The 16,028-nt window shown below is 73.2% G+C and carries 15 protein-coding genes; 11 read left to right on the top strand and 4 right to left on the bottom strand.

What is annotated here, in order from left to right; translation table 11 throughout:
* Positions 1-63 precede the first annotated feature (63 nt).
* Together AB0N17_RS30655 and AB0N17_RS30650 are read left to right on the top strand one after the other, a co-directional pair.
* The gene (locus AB0N17_RS30655; protein WP_366014810.1) at positions 64-4,065 is read left to right on the top strand and encodes a beta-ketoacyl synthase N-terminal-like domain-containing protein; all 4,002 of its coding nucleotides are present in this window, start codon (positions 64-66) and stop codon (positions 4,063-4,065) included.
* 151 nt (positions 4,066-4,216) lie between these two features.
* Positions 4,217-4,858 carry a TetR/AcrR family transcriptional regulator gene (locus AB0N17_RS30650; RefSeq protein ID WP_366014808.1) on the top strand — a complete coding sequence of 214 codons (642 nt, stop codon included), beginning with the start codon at positions 4,217-4,219 and terminating at the stop codon, positions 4,856-4,858.
* Positions 4,859-4,940: 82 nt separating this feature from the next.
* Here the strand turns inward: AB0N17_RS30650 and AB0N17_RS30645 are convergent, their stop codons facing one another.
* Positions 4,941-5,606: a GntR family transcriptional regulator gene (locus tag AB0N17_RS30645; protein WP_366014807.1), complete on the bottom strand. Its 666-nt coding sequence runs from the start codon at positions 5,604-5,606 to the stop codon at positions 4,941-4,943.
* 108 nt (positions 5,607-5,714) lie between these two features.
* Between AB0N17_RS30645 and AB0N17_RS30640 the strand changes: the two genes are divergently transcribed.
* Complete coding sequence (locus AB0N17_RS30640) at positions 5,715-7,226, top strand: aldehyde dehydrogenase (RefSeq protein ID WP_366014806.1); 1,512 nt, start codon at positions 5,715-5,717, stop codon at positions 7,224-7,226.
* Positions 7,227-7,476: 250 nt separating this feature from the next.
* On the opposite strand, the gene AB0N17_RS30635 is transcribed toward AB0N17_RS30640, so the two are convergent.
* The 3 genes from AB0N17_RS30635 to AB0N17_RS30625 form a co-directional block, all read right to left on the bottom strand.
* Positions 7,477-8,034 carry a LuxR C-terminal-related transcriptional regulator gene (locus tag AB0N17_RS30635; protein WP_366014805.1) on the bottom strand — a complete coding sequence of 186 codons (558 nt, stop codon included), beginning with the start codon at positions 8,032-8,034 and terminating at the stop codon, positions 7,477-7,479.
* 231 nt (positions 8,035-8,265) lie between these two features.
* Positions 8,266-9,099: an alpha/beta fold hydrolase gene (locus AB0N17_RS30630; RefSeq protein ID WP_366014803.1), complete on the bottom strand. Its 834-nt coding sequence runs from the start codon at positions 9,097-9,099 to the stop codon at positions 8,266-8,268.
* A gap of 2 nt (positions 9,100-9,101) precedes the next feature.
* Positions 9,102-9,503, bottom strand: coding sequence for a nuclear transport factor 2 family protein (locus AB0N17_RS30625; RefSeq protein WP_366014802.1), 402 nt, complete (start codon positions 9,501-9,503; stop codon positions 9,102-9,104).
* 218 nt (positions 9,504-9,721) lie between these two features.
* Here AB0N17_RS30625 and AB0N17_RS30620 point away from each other — a divergent pair, with 218 nt between their 5' ends.
* From AB0N17_RS30620 to AB0N17_RS30585, 8 genes are all read left to right on the top strand, one after another.
* A complete protein-coding gene (locus AB0N17_RS30620) occupies positions 9,722-10,420 on the top strand; it encodes an HAD-IB family hydrolase (RefSeq protein WP_366014801.1) in 699 nt (232 codons plus the stop codon).
* Between the two features lie 72 nt (positions 10,421-10,492).
* Positions 10,493-11,458, top strand: coding sequence for a DMT family transporter (locus tag AB0N17_RS30615; protein WP_366014800.1), 966 nt, complete (start codon positions 10,493-10,495; stop codon positions 11,456-11,458).
* Positions 11,459-11,730: 272 nt separating this feature from the next.
* The gene (locus tag AB0N17_RS30610) at positions 11,731-13,074 is read left to right on the top strand and encodes a class I adenylate-forming enzyme family protein (protein ID WP_366014799.1); all 1,344 of its coding nucleotides are present in this window, start codon (positions 11,731-11,733) and stop codon (positions 13,072-13,074) included.
* The gene (locus tag AB0N17_RS30605) at positions 13,071-13,823 is read left to right on the top strand and encodes an SDR family oxidoreductase (protein ID WP_366014798.1); all 753 of its coding nucleotides are present in this window, start codon (positions 13,071-13,073) and stop codon (positions 13,821-13,823) included. Before AB0N17_RS30610 ends, AB0N17_RS30605 begins: the two co-directional genes overlap by 4 nt.
* A complete protein-coding gene (locus AB0N17_RS30600; RefSeq protein WP_366014797.1) occupies positions 13,817-14,089 on the top strand; it encodes an acyl carrier protein in 273 nt (90 codons plus the stop codon). Before AB0N17_RS30605 ends, AB0N17_RS30600 begins: the two co-directional genes overlap by 7 nt.
* Before the next feature lie 207 nt (positions 14,090-14,296).
* On the top strand, positions 14,297-15,016 hold the full coding sequence (locus AB0N17_RS30595; RefSeq protein ID WP_366014796.1) for an AfsA-related hotdog domain-containing protein: 720 nt from the start codon (positions 14,297-14,299) through the stop codon (positions 15,014-15,016).
* Positions 15,013-15,342 (top strand): YciI family protein, encoded by a 330-nt coding sequence (locus tag AB0N17_RS30590; protein ID WP_366014795.1) that lies wholly within the window; start codon positions 15,013-15,015, stop codon positions 15,340-15,342. Before AB0N17_RS30595 ends, AB0N17_RS30590 begins: the two co-directional genes overlap by 4 nt.
* Positions 15,343-15,401: 59 nt before the next feature.
* Complete coding sequence (locus AB0N17_RS30585; RefSeq protein ID WP_366014794.1) at positions 15,402-16,025, top strand: hypothetical protein; 624 nt, start codon at positions 15,402-15,404, stop codon at positions 16,023-16,025.
* Positions 16,026-16,028: the final 3 nt, after the last annotated feature.

Genomic DNA, 16,028 nt, shown 5'->3' with positions numbered 1-16,028 from the left:
CCATCCGAACGTTGATCCATACATGGATCGGTCGTGTGGCACAGCAGATGGGGGATGTACTGCATGGACGGCAAGGCTGTAGCGATCATCGGAATAGGCTGCAGGTTTCCCGGCGCCCCGGACCCCGAGGCGTTCTGGCGACTGCTGACCGACGGGGGCGACGCCGTCACCCGCGTACCGCGGGAGCGCTTCGACGCCGACGCCTGTTTCTCCCCGCAGTCCGGCACCCCGGGCCGTACCGTCTCCCGGTACGGCGGCTTCCTCGACGACCCGTTCCGGTTCGACGCGGCCTTCTTCGGCATCTCTCCGCTGGAGGCCCAGGGCATGGACCCCCAGCAGCGCATGCTCCTGGAGGTCGTCTGGGAGGCGTTCGAGGACGCCGCGGTCAGACCGTCCGCGCTGGCCGGCAGCCCGACCGGCGTGTTCGTCGGCCAGGCCACCGCCGAGTACGACGAGTGGCCCGGTCCGGTGGAGCACGACATCCGCAGCGCGGTGGGCAGCCGGCTGCGCGCGGTGGCCGCCGGCCGCGTCAGCTACGCCTTCGACCTGCGCGGCCCGAGCCTGGTCCTGGACACCGCCTGCTCGTCCTCGCTGGTCGCCGTGCACCAGGCCCGGCAGAGCCTGCTGGCCGGCGAGAGCGACCTGGCGATCGCGGCGGGCGTGAACCTCGTCCTGACCCCGGCCGACGCCATCGCGTACTCGCAGGGCGCCATGCTCTCCCCCGACGGCCGCTGCAAGTTCGGCGACCGGTCCGCGGACGGCTTCGTCCGCAGCGAGGGCGTCGGCGTCGTCGTCCTCAAGCGGCTCGCGGACGCGGTGCGCGACGGCGACCCCGTCCGCGCCGTACTGCTCGGCAGCTCCGTGACCAACGACGGAGCGAGCAGCGGCCTGCTGGTGCAGCCCGCCGTGGAGGGCCAGGCACAGATGCTGCGCACCGCCTGGCAGGCCGCGGGCATCGAGCCGGGCGAGCTGGACTACGTGGAGGCGCACGGAACCGGCACCCAGGTCGGCGACGGCGTCGAACTCGAGGCGCTGCGCTCGGCCGTGGCGGACACCCGCGCGGGCGCCCCGCTGCTGCTGGGCTCGGTCAAGACGAACATCGGGCACACCGAGGCCGCCGCCGGGATCGCCGGCCTCATCAAGGCCGTACTGATGGCCCAGCACCGCCAGGTCCCCGCCTCGCTGCACGTCACCGACCCGCACCCGTTGCTGCGCGGCCCCGGCTCCCCGCTCGAGGTGGCGCTCTCCGCCCGGCCCCTGACCCCGCGGGGCGAGCGGGCGACGCTCGGCGTCAGCTCGTTCGGACTGGCGGGCACCAACGCCCACGCCGTGATCGGCGAGTACGTGGCCGAGCCCGCCGGGACCGCGGAGCCGCCCGCGCCGCCGGTCCGGGACGCCCCGCACCTGCTGGTCCTCTCCGCCCGCTCGCCCCGGGTGCTGCGCCGGCTCGCCGCCGGCCACGCCCGCCGGCTCGGCGAGGACAGCACCACCCCGCTGCGCGCCTACTGCGGTACGGCCGCCCGCTCCCGGGACCACCACCACGACCGGCTCTGGGTGACGGGTGAGAACCGCGCCGAACTGGCCGCGCGCCTGTCACAGTTGGCCGCCGGCACGGAGATCGCCGAGGGCGGCGTCGCGGAAGCCGGCTTCCGGGGCCCGCGCCGCGCGGTCTTCGTCTTCCCCGGGCAGGGCTCGCAGTGGCTCGGCATGGGCCGTCAACTCCTGAACAGTTCACAGGAGTTCCGCGAGAAGATGGCGGAGTGCGACGCACTGGTGCGGGCCGAGACCGGCACCTCGGTGCTCGCCGTGCTGCTGGACGACGCGCCCCTGCCGGACGCCGTACAGGTGGTGCAGCCCGCGCTCTGGGCGGTGCAGGTGTCGCTGGCGGCCGTGTGGCGCGCCGCGGGCGTCGAGCCGGACCTGTGCATCGGGCACAGCATGGGCGAGGTGGCCGCCGCGCACGTGGCGGGCATCCTCACCCTCGCGGACGCCGCCGCGGTGATCTGCCGTCGCAGCCGGCTGATGCAGCGGCTCTCGGGGCAGGGACTGATGCTCGCCACCGATCTGTCCGCCGCCGAGGCGGAGGAGGCCGTCGCGCCGCACGGCGGTCTGGTGACCGTCGCCGCCCGCAACGCCCCGGGGCTGACCGTGCTGAGCGGGGACGCCGGCGCCGTCCAGGAGATCGCCGTGGAGCTTCAGGTGCGGGAGCGCTTCGCCCGCGTGGTGAAGGTCGACGTGGCCTCGCACAGTCCCGCCATGGACCTGTTGCGCACGGACCTGCTGGCCGAACTGGCCGGACTGCGCCCGCGCCCCGCCGAGGTCCCGATGCTGTCCACCGTGACCGGCGCCCTGGTGGAGGGGCCCGGACTGGACGCCGGGTACTGGGCGGACAACCTGCGTCGCCCGGTCTTCTTCACCGATGCCGTGCGCACCGCGGCGCAGGCCGGGGAGAGCGTGTTCATCGAGGTCAGCCCGCACCCCGTGCTCGTCCCGGCGATACGGCAGACCCTCACCGAGGCCGGCCTCCCGCAGACCGCCGTGGCCTCGCTCCGGCGCCACCAGGACGAACGCGAGTGCCTCACCCGGGCGCTCGGCGCCGTGCACGCCCTGGGCGTCGACGTCGACTTCGGCCGCTGGTTCCCGGGCGGCCCGCAGCACGCCCGGCTGCCCCGGCCCGTCTGGGACGACACCCGCTTCGTGCGGCTGCGGACCGCGGGCGCCCGGCCCGCGCCGGCGAGCGTCGTGCGGGACGTGCCCCTGGCCGAACTGCACGGCGGCAGCGCGCCCGAGCGGGTCGCCCTGTACGGCAGGGAGGTGCTGTACCCGGCGCTCGCGATGGACGCGATCCGACGGGCCGCGGCCTGCCTGCCCGCGTCCGGTGCCGTCGCCCTGCGGGAGATACGCCTGGGCGACGAGCCGGTCGGCCTGCCGGGCGTGACCGCCGTCCGGGTGACCTTCGACGCGCCCGGTGACAACGGGGAGCGTCGGCTGCGGGTCAGGGCGGTGCGCGGATCGGAGGCGGCCGAGGAGGCCCTGACCGCCGTACTGACCACGGCGGACGACGGCGCCGACGACTGGTCCGCCGAACTCGGCCGGGCGCTGGCCCGGTGCGACGGCGACCTGGACCACGCCGGCTTCCGCCGGCTGGCCGCCCGGCACGGGCTGTCGGCCCCGGCTCCGCACCGGACGTGGCGGCGCGACGGGGAGGCGGTGGCGCAGGTGCACGCGGTGGCCGGATCCTGGCCGGCCACCATGGAGTGCGCCCTGCAGCCGCTGCTCGCCGCGGCCCCGCAGGACGATCCGGCGGGCACCCCGCTGCCGGTCTCCATGGACTCCGTACATCTGCACGCGGAGCCGGCCGAACAGTTCTGGAGCCTCGTGCGGTGGACCGGCGCACCGGGTGGCGCGCTCGCGGACGTCCGGCTGGTGAGCGTCGAGGGCCGGCTGCTGGCCGAGTTCACCGGCATACGGATGCACCGGCTGCCGGCCCGCGCGGCCGGGGTGTTCGGGGGAGGTCTCGACCGCCTCGTGTCCGCCTTCGCCAGGCGGCCGCTGCAGGACTTCGCCGGGGTCGCCCGGACCGTGCTGGCCACCGCTCAGCGCACGGTCGACCTGGTCGCGTCCGCCGCCTCCGCCCCCGCGGCGGCCCCGGACGCCCCCGCCGCGCCCGCCGCGACACCGTTGTCCTCGCCCGTGGCACCGCCGGCCGCCCAGAGTCCGCGGGCGGTCATCCCGGCCCAGCGCACCGCCGAGACCGCCGAGAGCGCCCGGCCCGCACAGAGTCCCGAGGAGGTGCTCCTGTCGTATGCCGCTGCGGCCTTGGGTCTGAACAGAGAGGCGCTCGACCCTCGCCGGAGCCTGCGGGAGTACGGACTGGACTCGCTGATGGCCGTCCGGTTGGGCCGGCAGCTGCAGAGCACGTTCGGCATCGAGCTGACCTCGGCGGATCTGCTCGGCGGCGACTCCCTGCGGGAGCTGGCGGAGCGGGCGTCGGGGCAGCGGACACGAATTGAAGGTCTGCGAACCAAAGTTGGACTCCAGACCGAGAATTGCTATTCTGCTTGAGTGTCCGTTAACGACCCGTTACGGATCGTCAGCGTGCCTGCGGCGGGCCGAGACTCCCACTCCGACAGCCGGAGGCGGTGAGGGCTCAGCCCGCCGCCTCCGCTTCGCGCACCGCCGGAGGACAATCCGCACTCCCGCAGGGATGATGTCCATGGCAACAGCGGCAACTCAGCGCCCCGAGCCCACCGGCCGACGTGAGCGCAACAAACAACGCATGGCGGGGCGCCTGTACGAAGCCGCGCTCACACTGTTCCAGCAGAAGGGCTACGACGAGACGACGATCGACGAGATCACGGAACTCGCCGACACCGCCCGGGGGACCTTCTTCAACCACTTCCCGCAGAAGGAGGACCTCATCACGGCCTGGTCGGAACAGCGCAGGCTGATCCTGACCGACCTGGTCGACGACCTCGATCCCGCGCAGCCCACCCTCAGCCGGCTCTCGCACTGTCTGGCCCACCTGGCCCGGATGAACGAGAACGAGGCCGCCGTCGCCCGGGTCATGGTCAGCGCCTGGGTGAAGACCGGCCGCCCGCTCACCGAGGAGCCCGGGACGGCCGCGACGTTCGCCGAGATCATCGCCCACGGTCTCGATCGCGGCGACGTACGGACCGGCACCGATCCGCACCTGCTCGGCCTGATCCTGCGGGACGCCTACCTCGGCGCCCTGTACCGCTGGTCCCAGCGGCCGGGAGAGCCGCGTTCGCTCCACCAGGAGCTGCAGGACATCCTCCGGCTGCTGACCCCCTGCATCCGCGAGGCCCCGGAGAAGGCACCGGCCGTCACCTGCTGACCCGCGCCGCCACGGCACGGGGGGCCCGGCCGCTTCCTTCCGGCTCGCCGGCCCCCGCCCGCCGGAGCCGCGGTTCACGCCCTCAGGGGCACACCGACCCCACCGGCTCCCGCAGCGCGGACCGTGCCGCCGCACGCACATGGGCGGCCCACAGCGCCGCCGCCCCCTCGGCGTCCCGGGCCTCGACGGCCCGCATCACCGCGTCGATCTCCGCCACGCTCGCCCCCGGCCGGCCCTCCCGGCCCAGCGAGCGCGCCCGCAGCCGGGCCAGCCGCCCGCCGAGCACCGTGGCCTGCTCCCGCAGCACCCGGTTGGCCGCGCCCTCGTACAGCACGTCGTAGAACGGCTCCTTGGCCACCAGCATCGCCGCCACGTCCTCCGACGCGTGAGCCGCGGTCAGCTCGTCCACCGCCGCGCGCAGCCGGGCCACCCGGGCGTCGTCGGCGCGCTCCACGAAGAGCCGGACGGCGAGCGACTCCAGTGCCTCCCGGATCTCGTAGATGCCCCGCGCGTCCTCGTCCGTCAGGACGGCCACCATCGGGCCCTTGTGCGGGGGGATGTCCAGGAAACCCTCGGCCTCCAGCTGGCGGCAGGCCTCGCGCAGGGTGTTCCGCGAGACGCCGAGACGCTCGCACCACTCCCGCTCGACCAGCCGCTGCCCCGGGGCGAGCGTCCCGCTGAGAATGTCGGCCCGCACGACCTCGACGACCTGCGCCCGGACGGGCGCGACGACACGTGTGATGTTCAACGGCCCTCCCGCCGACGGTGATCCGGACGACTCCGGCGGCGTCACTGTCTCACACCCGCCCTCAACACCCATTGACCCATTGACCCATTGTAGGACAATGTTGGGACCATGATCCCTTCGCCAGACTCCGCCGCCGACTCCGTCGCGGAACACGGCCTGTTCGTCGACAACGCCCACGTCCCGGCCCACGGCACGCTGCTCGACGTGACCGATCCCGCCACCTCGGACGTCTGGGCGCGGGTGCCCGACGCGACCGGCGCCGACGTCGACCTGGCGGTGACCGCAGCCCGCCGCGCCTTCACCGAGGGCGCGTGGCCGACCTGGCGGGCGGCCGACCGGGCCCGCTTCCTCATCCGCTTCGGCGAGGCGATCGCCGACCACGCCGACGAGCTCGCCCGGCTGCAGGTCCGCGAGAACGGCAAGCTGCTGCGCGAGATGGCCGGTCAGGTCCGGCTGCTGCCCGAGTACTTCACCTACTACGCCGGCCTCGCCCAACTGCCGACGGGCACCACCAACCCCCTCCACGTGACCGGCATGGTCAACTACACGGTGCGTGAGCCGCTGGGGGTGGTCGCCGCCATCACACCGTGGAACTCGCCGCTGCTGCTCCTGGCCTGGAAGCTGGGCCCCGCGCTCGCGGCGGGCAACACCGTCGTCGCCAAGCCGTCCGAGATCACCCCGGTCTCCACGCTGCGGCTCGCCGAACTCGCCGCCGAATGCGGCCTGCCGCCGGGGGTGTTCAACGTGGTCACCGGACTCGGCAGCCCCTGCGGCACCGCCCTGGTCGAGCATCCGCTGGTCGACAAGGTCGCGTTCACCGGGGCCACCGAGACCGGCCGGGCCATCGCCGCCGCGGCCGGCCACGGCCTCAAGCGGGTGTCCCTCGAACTCGGGGGCAAGTCCCCCAACATCGTCTTCTCCGACGCCGACCTGCCCGCCGCGCTGAACGGGCTGGTCGCCGGCATCTTCGGCGCGAGCGGCCAGACCTGCATGGCCGGCTCCCGCATCCTCGTCCAGCGGGAGCTGTACGACGAGGTGGTCCAGCGACTCGCCGAGCGCGCGGAGGCCATCCGGGTCGGCGACCCCACCGACCCCGCCACCCAGATGGGCACGGTCGCCAGTCCCGCCCAGTACGACAAGGTGCTCCGCTACATCGAGATCGCCCAGCGGGACGGCGCCCGGCTGGTGGCCGGCGGGGTGCCCGCCAAGGTGCCCGCACTGCCCGCGGGCCTGTTCGTGCGGCCCACGGTGTTCGCGGACGTCACGAACGACATGCGGATCGCCCGGGAAGAGGTGTTCGGGCCCGTCGCCGCGGTCATCCCGTTCCGCGACGAGGACGACGCGGTGCGCATCGCCAACGACACCCCGTTCGGGCTGGCGGCGGGCGTGTGGACCGGCAGTGTGCAGCGCGCCCACCGGGTCGCGGCCCGGCTCAGGGCCGGCACCGTGTGGCTCAACAACTACCGCAAGACCTCCTACGCGACCCCCTTCGGCGGCTTCGGGCACAGCGGCCTCGGCCGGGAGAACGGCCCCGACGCGCTCCGGGAGTACACCGAGGAGAAGAGCGTCTGGGTGGACACCGGCCAGGGAGTCGCGGACCCGTTCAACCCGAGGGCCTGACGGACCGGCGACGGTTCGGGTCACACGCGGCCCGGGGCAACCCGGCGGTGACGAAAGGGCCCGGGGCGCGCCGTGCGGGCGGGACCCGGGCCCCGGTGGGGTGGCCGTGTGGGGTGGGTGTGCGGAAGTGGGTGTGCGGGGGTTGGTGTGCGGGTTGGTGTGGGGGGGTGGGTCATGGGGGTGGTGCGCTGGGTGGGTGTGCGCGTGCTGGGTGTGCCGGGTGGGTGGCCGGGCCGGCCGCGGTGGACGGCTAGCGGTTGCGCAGGCACTGGTCGTACAGCCCGTCCCGCAGGGCGAGCGCGACGACGGACGTGCGGTTCGGGCAGTCCAGCTTGGCGAGGATGTTGCCCACCAGACGCTTCGCGCCGTGGTCGGAGATGCCCAGCCGTCTGCCGATCTGCTTGTTGCTGAGCCCGTCGACCAGCAGCACCAGCGCCTGCTGCTCGCGCGGGGTGAGCCGGGGCGCGGACCGGGCGCGCTCGGGCTCGGCCCGCCAGGTGGCCAGCAGGCTCTGCACCAGCCAGGCCGGCACCGGCGGTTCACCCGCCGCCATGCGCGACAGCGCGTGCCCGAGTCCGGCCGGGGTCAGGTCCTCCGGCCCCAGGTAGCCGACCCCGGGCATGTCCGGCAGCCGGCGCAGGGCGACCACGTCCGCCTCGGTGACGAGGACCAGGGCGGAGACCCGCTGTCCCTTCTCGATCTCGGGCACCGCGGACAGCGGCCCCATGAGGTCGGCAAGGGCCAGGACGGCGATGCGGTCCGGCGCGGTCAGCGTCTCGCGGAGCGCGGCGGCGGGGTCGCCGGCCATCCGGACGCTCCCCACGATCGGGCTCTTCTCCAGAATCTGACGGATTTCGAACCGGCGCAGATCACTCGTGATTGCCAGGGTTATGTCAACGGAGTTCTGAACGGCGACTATTTCGGATCGATCAGACAAGACGTTTCCCTTTCGGCTGACTCGGCTGCTGCCAAGCTAGCCGTCACATCGGTGCGGGGGACTTCTTCTGCCACCGAAGTGGCATGCCCCCCTCGCTTCGGGTCATGGACGCCGGAATTCCGGGCGCAGGAGGGCCGCGAGGCGCTCCGGCGCCTCCAGGGCCGGCAAATGCCGCACGCCATCGATGATCACGAATTCGGCTCCCGGAATGTCCTGCGCGATGCCGCGCATCAGGGCGGGCGGGGTCGCCGGGTCGTCCCCTCCGGCGATCACCCGCACCGGCAGCCGCAGCCCGCCCAGCCCGGCACGGACGTCCAGCCGAGCCAGCGCCCGCCAGCCCGCGCCGAAGTCGGCGGCACGCACACCGGCGAGGGTTTCGCGCGCGTAGCGCACGGGCTCCGGGTCCGCCGCCAGGAAAGCCGGCGTGAACCAGCGCTCCAGCGTCGCGGGCAGCTGCTCGACGACGCCGTACCGCTCGACCCGGTCCGCGCGTTCCAGATAGGCGGGCTGCGGATCGGCGGCCGTGGCCACGAGATGGAGCGCGGACAGACGTCCGGGGTGGTGCACGGCGAAGGTCTGGGCGACGGCGCCGCCCATGGACAGCCCGGCCAGCGCCACCCGGGCGAGGCCCAGCGTGTCGAGCAGGCGCAGCAGGTCCTCGGCCAGGTCCCGCACGGTGGCGGGCGGTGGGGCGCCGGCCGCCCGGCCGTGGCCGCGGACGTCGTAGGCGATCACCCTGCGGTCCGGCGGCAGGCACCCCGCGACCGGCGCCCACATCCGCCGGTCCAGGCCCAGCGCGTGGACCAGGACCAGCGGATCGGCGCCGGTGGCGGGGTCGCGGGCCGGGCGGTCGAGGAGCCGCGTGACGTGGTCGCCGAGGTCCAGGTCGGCCTCCGCGACGCCCGGCGCGGTGCCGGGCTGCCCGGTGCGCGCCACGGTCAGGAGAGCGCGTCGACGAGGGCCTGGGTGTCCTCGTAGATGTCGTAGTTCACGACCAGGCCGTCGGCGATCGTCAGGTGCAGGGCGTACGGGGAGGCGAACAGCTTGCCGGTGGCACGGCAGCGGTGCTCGAAGTAGCCCAGTATCACGGCTTCGGGGCCCTGCTCGATCACCTGGTCCACCTTGTTCAGCTCGGGCTTCATGGTGCCGCCGAGCATCTGCAGGAACTCGCGGATCTGCGCCTTCTCGGTGCGCCGGCCGGCCCACGGCACCCGCTGCGGGTCGCCGGGGACGAACCAGTCCAGCCGGTCGGGGAGCATGGCCAGCACGCCCTCCCGGTCCCCGCTCTGCAGCTTCGCCCAGAACTCCTGCGCGACGGCGCCCGCATTCGGCTGAGACATCTTCGATTCCTCACTGTAGGGAGATTCTCCGGGGCTGGTACGCCTCGACGTTAGGTTTGGCTCTCACGCAGGGGCAATGCGTCTTTCAGCGAGACCGAACTGCCATACCCGAAGCGGTCCTACCACCTTCGTGCAAGCGGCGCCCGACCGCCCGGACGGGACTTTTATCGTCATCGGGCCGAGCGGCGTGCTCACTTCCGAAGGGACCCCACCGCGTCATGCGTACGAACCGGCGAGCTGCCTTCTTCGATGTCGACGAGACGCTCATCACCGCCAAGAGCATGTTCGACTTCCTGCGCTTCTGGACGCTGCGCGAAGGAGGCGACGAGACCGACTTCCACGCGGTCATGGGCCGTTTCCGGAGCATGTGGGCGAGCGGTGTCCCGCGCACCGAGGTGAACCTGGCCTACTACCGCCACTTCGCCGGTGCCTCGTGGACCGAGCTGCTCAAGGCCGGCCGGGAGTGGTACGAGGCCTACCGGCTGCTGCCCGACGCCTTCGTGCTGCCGACCGTGCGGGCGCTGACGGACCACCGGACGGCGGGCGACACCGTGGTCCTGGTCTCCGGCTCCTTCACCGGCTGCCTGGACCCGCTCGCCAAGGAACTCGGCGCCGACGTCGTCCTCTGCTCACAGCCGCTGACCGGACCCGACGGACGGCTGACCGGCGAGGTGCGGCGCGCCATGATCGGCGAGGCCAAGACCGACGCGGTGCGGGAGACCCTGGCCCGCCTCGGCGCGGACCCCGCCGCCTGTTCCGCCTACGGTGACCACGCCAGCGACCTCGGGATGCTCGGCCTGGTGGGCCGTCCCCACGTGGTCGGCCGGCACGACCCGGTCCTGACCGACCACGCCGTCCGGCACGGCTGGCCCGTCCTGCCCGCCGACACGGGGACACTCGCCCGGGCCTCCCGCTGAACCCACCACCTCCCCCGGGGACGGTCCGGCCCGTGCGGGCGCTCCGTCCGCCCCGAGCGGCCGGAGAACGCCATGAGCAGAAAAACCATCTACCTCATGCTGACCATGTCGGCGCTGTTCTGGGGTGCCACCTTCAACCTGGTGAACTACACCGTGCGCCACGTGTCGCCGCCGGCGGGCGCCGCGCTGCGCTACTCGATCGCGGGTCTGGCCGTCCTCGCCGTCCTCGCCGTCCGGCGGCGCGTCGCGCTGCGGGCCCTGCGCAGCAGCTGGCGCCCGCTCCTCGCGATGGCCCTGGTGGGTGTCGTCCTCTTCAACGTGCTGTTCTTCTTCGCCATGCGGCACACCTCCCCCACCAACGGCGCCCTGATCCAGGCGACCAACCCGCTGGTCACGGCGCTGATCGCGGGCGTCTGGCACAAGGAGCGGATCAGCCGTGGGCACAAGATCGGCACCTTGGTCAGCTTCGCCGGGGTGGCGGTGCTGATCCTCGCCGGTTCGGTACGCCGGCTGGAGCCGCCGAACGTGGGCGACCTGATGTGCGTGGGCGCCACCACCTGTCTGGCGCTCTACTCGATCCTGGGCGGCCGGTACGTCAAGGACAGCACACCGGTCGTGACCACCGGGCTGACCACCCTGATGGGCTGCGCCGGGCTGTGGGTGGTGGCCTCACAGGTCAGCCCGCGGCCGACGCCCCATGTCCTCGGGGCGCTGCCGGCCGGGGTGTGGACCGCGCTCGCCTTCGTCGGACTGCTCGCCACCGTGCTGGCGTACGTCTTCTGGAACTACGGCGTCAGCCACATCGGGGTCGCCGACACCGCCGTCTTCTTCCATCTGGTGCCCGTGTTCACGGTCCTGGGCTCGTTCGTGCTGGGCCAGCCGGTGACACCGCTGCAGATCGGCGCCGGTCTCGTGGTGATCCTGGGTGTCTTCGTCTCCTCGCGCGAGGCACACGCGCCCCGGCCGGCGCCCGCGACCGCCCCGGTCGCGGCCGCCCCGGTCCCGGTCCCGGGCCCGGACGAGCAACCCGCCTCCTGAATTCACGCCGCCCCACGCTTTCCCTTCCTTTCCCGCAAGGCCGTTCTCCGCCCCTCCACCGGGCGGAGGACGGCCTTTTCGCGTCGGCCCGCCGAGACCGCGGGAATTCCCGTATTCCCGCGCCGTACCCGTATCGGGATGGCCAGGAGAACATAGGAACTCCGGCGCCACAAAGGCCCGTTGAGCAGGGCAGGAACGGCCCCTAAAGTCATGGAAGGACGACTTCCCACCGCTTGTGGGGAATGGCATCGGACAACTTCCGGAGGAAATCCGTGACAGACACCCCGACCGCGGTGCTGGAGAAATACGGGACCGCCGAGGCCGTCGTCTTCGACGGGACCACCACCACGTACGCCGGGCTCTTGGAGGAAGTGCGGGAGTGGCGTCGGTTCCTCGACCGGCAGGGCGTGCGCCCGGGGGACGTGGTGACGCTGGAGGGACCGTGCTCGCCGCAGTCCTGCGCCGGGCTGCTCGCCCTGATCGAGCGCGGCGTCATCGTCGTACCGCTCACCGCGCTGCCCGACGCGAAGCGCGCCGAGTTCCTCGACGTGGCCGAGGTGGAGACCACCGTACGGCTGGGCCGGTCCGGCGACCGCACGCTGGAGCGCACCGGCCGCCGCGCCGGCCACGAGCTGTACCGGGGGCTCCGCGAGAGCGGCAGGCCCGGGCTGGTGCTGTTCAGCTCCGGCACCACGGGCCGCAGCAAGGCGTCGGTGCTGGACTTCGGCAAGGTGCTCGGCCGGTACCGGCCCGGCGGCCGGCCCCAGCGCATCCTGTCCTTCCTCAGCCTGGACCACATCGGCGGCATCAACACCCTGCTGCACACGCTGTACCGGGGCGGCACGGTGGTGACGGTGCCGGAGCGGACCCCGGACGCCGTCTTCGCGGCCGCCGAGCGCCACCGCGCCCAGGTACTGCCGACCACGCCCACCTTCCTCAACATGGTGCTGATCTCCGGGGTGCTGGACCGGCGTGCCACCGACTCCCTGGAGCTGATCACCTACGGCACCGAGCCGATGCCGCTGCGCACGCTGCGGCGCCTGAAGCAGGCGCTGCCACAGGTGCGGTTCAAGCAGACGTACGGGCTCTCCGAACTGGGCATCCTGCCGACGAAGTCGCGCGACGACGACAGCCTCTGGGTGAAGCTCGGCCAGGAAGGCTTCGACCACCGCATCGTGGACGGGGTGCTGTGGGTCCGCTCCGACATGGCGATGCTCGGCTATCTCAACGCCCCCGCCCCGTTCGACGCCGAGGGCTACTTCGACACCCAGGACGTGGTCGAGGCCGACGGCGACTGGCTGCGGATCCTCGGCCGCCGCTCCGAGATCATCAACGTCGGCGGCGAGAAGGTCTACCCGAGCGAGGTGGAGAGCGTCGTCCTGGAGGTGGACAACGTCGCCGAGGCCACCGTCCGCGGCCGGCCCAGCCATGTCACCGGGTCCGTGGTCACGGTGACCGTGCAGCTGGCCGACGACGAGGACCACCGCGCGGTCGCGCACCGCGTACGACGGCACTGCGCCGCCCGGCTGGAGCCGTTCAAGGTGCCCGCCCTCGTCGAGGTGTCGTCCGCGCCCCAGCACTCCGAGCGCTTCAAGAAGGTCAGGAGCCTGGCATGACGGGGTCCACGGACACGGCGGCACGCCCGGTCGCCGTCATCAGCGGCGGAAGCCGGGGGCTGGGCGCCGTCCTGGTGAGCCGGCTGCTGGCCGACGGCTGGCGGGTCGCCACCTTCAGCCGGTCCGCCGGCGCGTTCGTGACGAGGACGGCGGAGTCGGCGCCCGAGACCTTCTTCTGGGAGGCGGCCGACCTGACCGATCCCGCGTCGCTGCGCCGCTTCACCGCGGACGTGCTGCGCCGGTACGGCCGGATCGACCTGCTCGTGAACAACGCGGCGGCCCTGCCCGACCTGGAGCTGTTCGTGACCACCGGCCCCGACCGCATCGCGGCCGGCATCGCCGCCAACCTCACCGGGCCCCTCATCCTGACCCAGGCCTGCGCCCGGGCGATGAGCCGGACGGGCGGCGGGCGGATCGTCACCATCTCCTCGATCAACGCGCTCCGCGGTTACCGGGGCGTGGCCGTGTACGCCGCCGCGAAGGCGGGCCTGGACGGCCTCACCCGCGCGCTGGCCCGGGAGCTGGGCCCCCTGGGCATCCGTGTGAACTCCGTGGTGCCCGGGTTCTTCGACAGCGACCTGACCACGGACGTCACACACACCGACCGGGGCCGGATCGCCCGGCGCACGCCGCTGGGCCGGATCGCCACCGTGGACGAGATCGCCGACGCCGTCTCGTTCGTGATCTCTCCCCAGGCGTCGTTCATCACGGGACAGTCCATCGTCGTCGACGGAGGCATCACATGCTGAGTGAGGAAACCACCCGGACCATCGTGCTCGGGGAACTGACCGAACTGCTCGCGGAAGCCGGAGTGGAGCACGCGCCGATCACCGGCGCAGAGCGGCTGACCGATCTCGGTCTGACCTCGCTGCTGCTCGCGCGGCTCATCATCCAGCTGGAGGCGGACACCGGTGTCGACCCCTTCGCGGAGGAGCTGCTGATCTCCGACGTCCGTACGGTCGCCGACCTGGTCGGGGCCTACCACGGCACCCTGTCGCGGTCCATCGCCGTATGACCTGCCGTACGACGCACCGCCGTACGACCTGCCGTACGACGCAGCGCCGTACAACCTGCCGCCGTACAACCTGCCGCCGTACGACCCACCGCCCTGCGGCGGGCGCCGCACGACCCGCCGCGCCGGCATTCCGCGTGGGCCGGCGCCCGCTGTCCGTGCCCGGCCGCAGAGTCCGCGCCCGTTCCGCATGAAACGAGGATGTCCGCAATGCCGCACCAACCCGCCGCCCGCGTCGTCGTGGGCGATCGCTTCGAGGAATTCCTGCAGAACCCGGGCACGGCACCCGTGTCCGAACTGATCGACGGACTGCGCGCGGGGGAGCTGTCCGCGGCCACCCCGCTCGTGCCCGGCCAGGGCCTGACCGCCGGCGAGCGGCGCGAGCTGGGCGCGCTCACCGGCACGGACCTGCCCCTGCCCTCCGACCGGCTCCCGACCCACAAACGCCAGGAACACAACGTCCTGATCGGCGAGGTGCGGCGGACCGGCCCGGACGCCTACGCGGCCCCGCTCCTGCTCGACCAGCGCGTGGAGGTGCTGTCGGACCACCTCACCGGACAGCACATCCCGGCCGTCACCCTGCTGGAGGCCGCGCGCCAGACCTGGACGGCGGTGACCGAACGGTTCCTGCTCCCGGACGGGGAGCCCCGGCGCTTCGTGATCGCGGCGATCCGCGCGGAGTTCCACAGCTTCGTCTTCCCGCTCCCCGCCACCGTCGGCCTCCGGCTGCGCGCGCGGCACGCCGGCCCGGTCGGCGACACCCTCGAACTGACCGTGACGGTCACCCAGGACGGCCGCCAGGCCGCCGAGTTCGACGCCACCGTACGCATCGTGCCGCAGGCCGTCGCCGTCAAGCAGGAGTCCATGGCCGCCCGGCAGGCGATCCGCGCCGCCCTGTCGGCGGCCCCCGCACCCGCCGCGACGCCATGACACCGCCGCTGTGGGTGGTGCACTGCCTGGACGCCCCGGGCACCGAGGCGCTCCGGGCGCGCCTGCGGCCCGACCACTCGCTCCACCTGCGCTCGGGCCGCCTCGACCCCCTGCTGTACGGGCCGCTGGTCGCGGAGGACGGCGGCCGGGCGGTCGGCAGCCTCCTCATCGTCGCCGGCCCCGACCGGGAGAGCGTCGAACAGCACTTCCGGCAGGACCCGTTCCTGGTGCACGGGGTCTGGCGGCAGATCCGCGTCGACGCCTTCACCCCCTCCGACCGCGCCCCGGTGCGCCTCACCGCACCGGCGGCCGGCGGCGCCCCCTGACTGCGCCCGGCAGTCCCGCACCGCATCCGCACACCTCTCTCAGATGGGACGACATCACCATGTCCGCACCGCTGCTGCTCGTCACCGAGGCACCCGTCCAGCCGGACCAGCTGGACCGGGCCGTCAAGGGCTGGCTGGAGTTCCAGGCCGACCGCCCCGACGGCCGCCGGCTCTACCGGTCGCTTGAGGACCACTGCCTGCTCGAACTGCGGCCGCTGACCCGCCTGGAGGAGCTGGCCACGCTCCGGGAGGAGGCCGCGGCGCTCTGGGACGCCTTGGCCCCGACGCTCGCCGGCGACCTGCGCCGCCAGGTCCACGACTTCGTGGAAGCGGTCAAGGACACCGCAGACCCGCTGCCCGGGACGCCCTACGTCCAGCTGCGCCGGGTCGAGGTCAGGCCGCCGGTGATCGACGGATACCGCGGCTGGCGGGAACGCACCATCTTCGAAACGGTGCGCGCCGCACCCGAGTCGGAGGTGTTCCTCGCCTACCACTCGCTGCTGAGCACCGAGCCGGGCGTGCTGTTCGTGGCCGGTTTCTCGGTGCCCCCGGCGCAGCACAACGCGGTCTTCCGGACACCCGGGTACGAGGCGATCCTCACCGAGGTGCGGGAGAAGTACATCGTCACCCGGGGCGGCGACCAGGGCCTGTTCACGAAGACGTACGCGCGGATCGAGGCCTGAGCG

Source organism: Streptomyces sp. NPDC051133 (genome assembly GCF_040682635.1).
Lineage (GTDB): Bacteria > Actinomycetota > Actinomycetes > Streptomycetales > Streptomycetaceae > Streptomyces.
The sequence above is the reverse complement of the archived record's forward strand: the minus strand, read 5'-3'. Positions and strand labels throughout refer to the sequence as shown.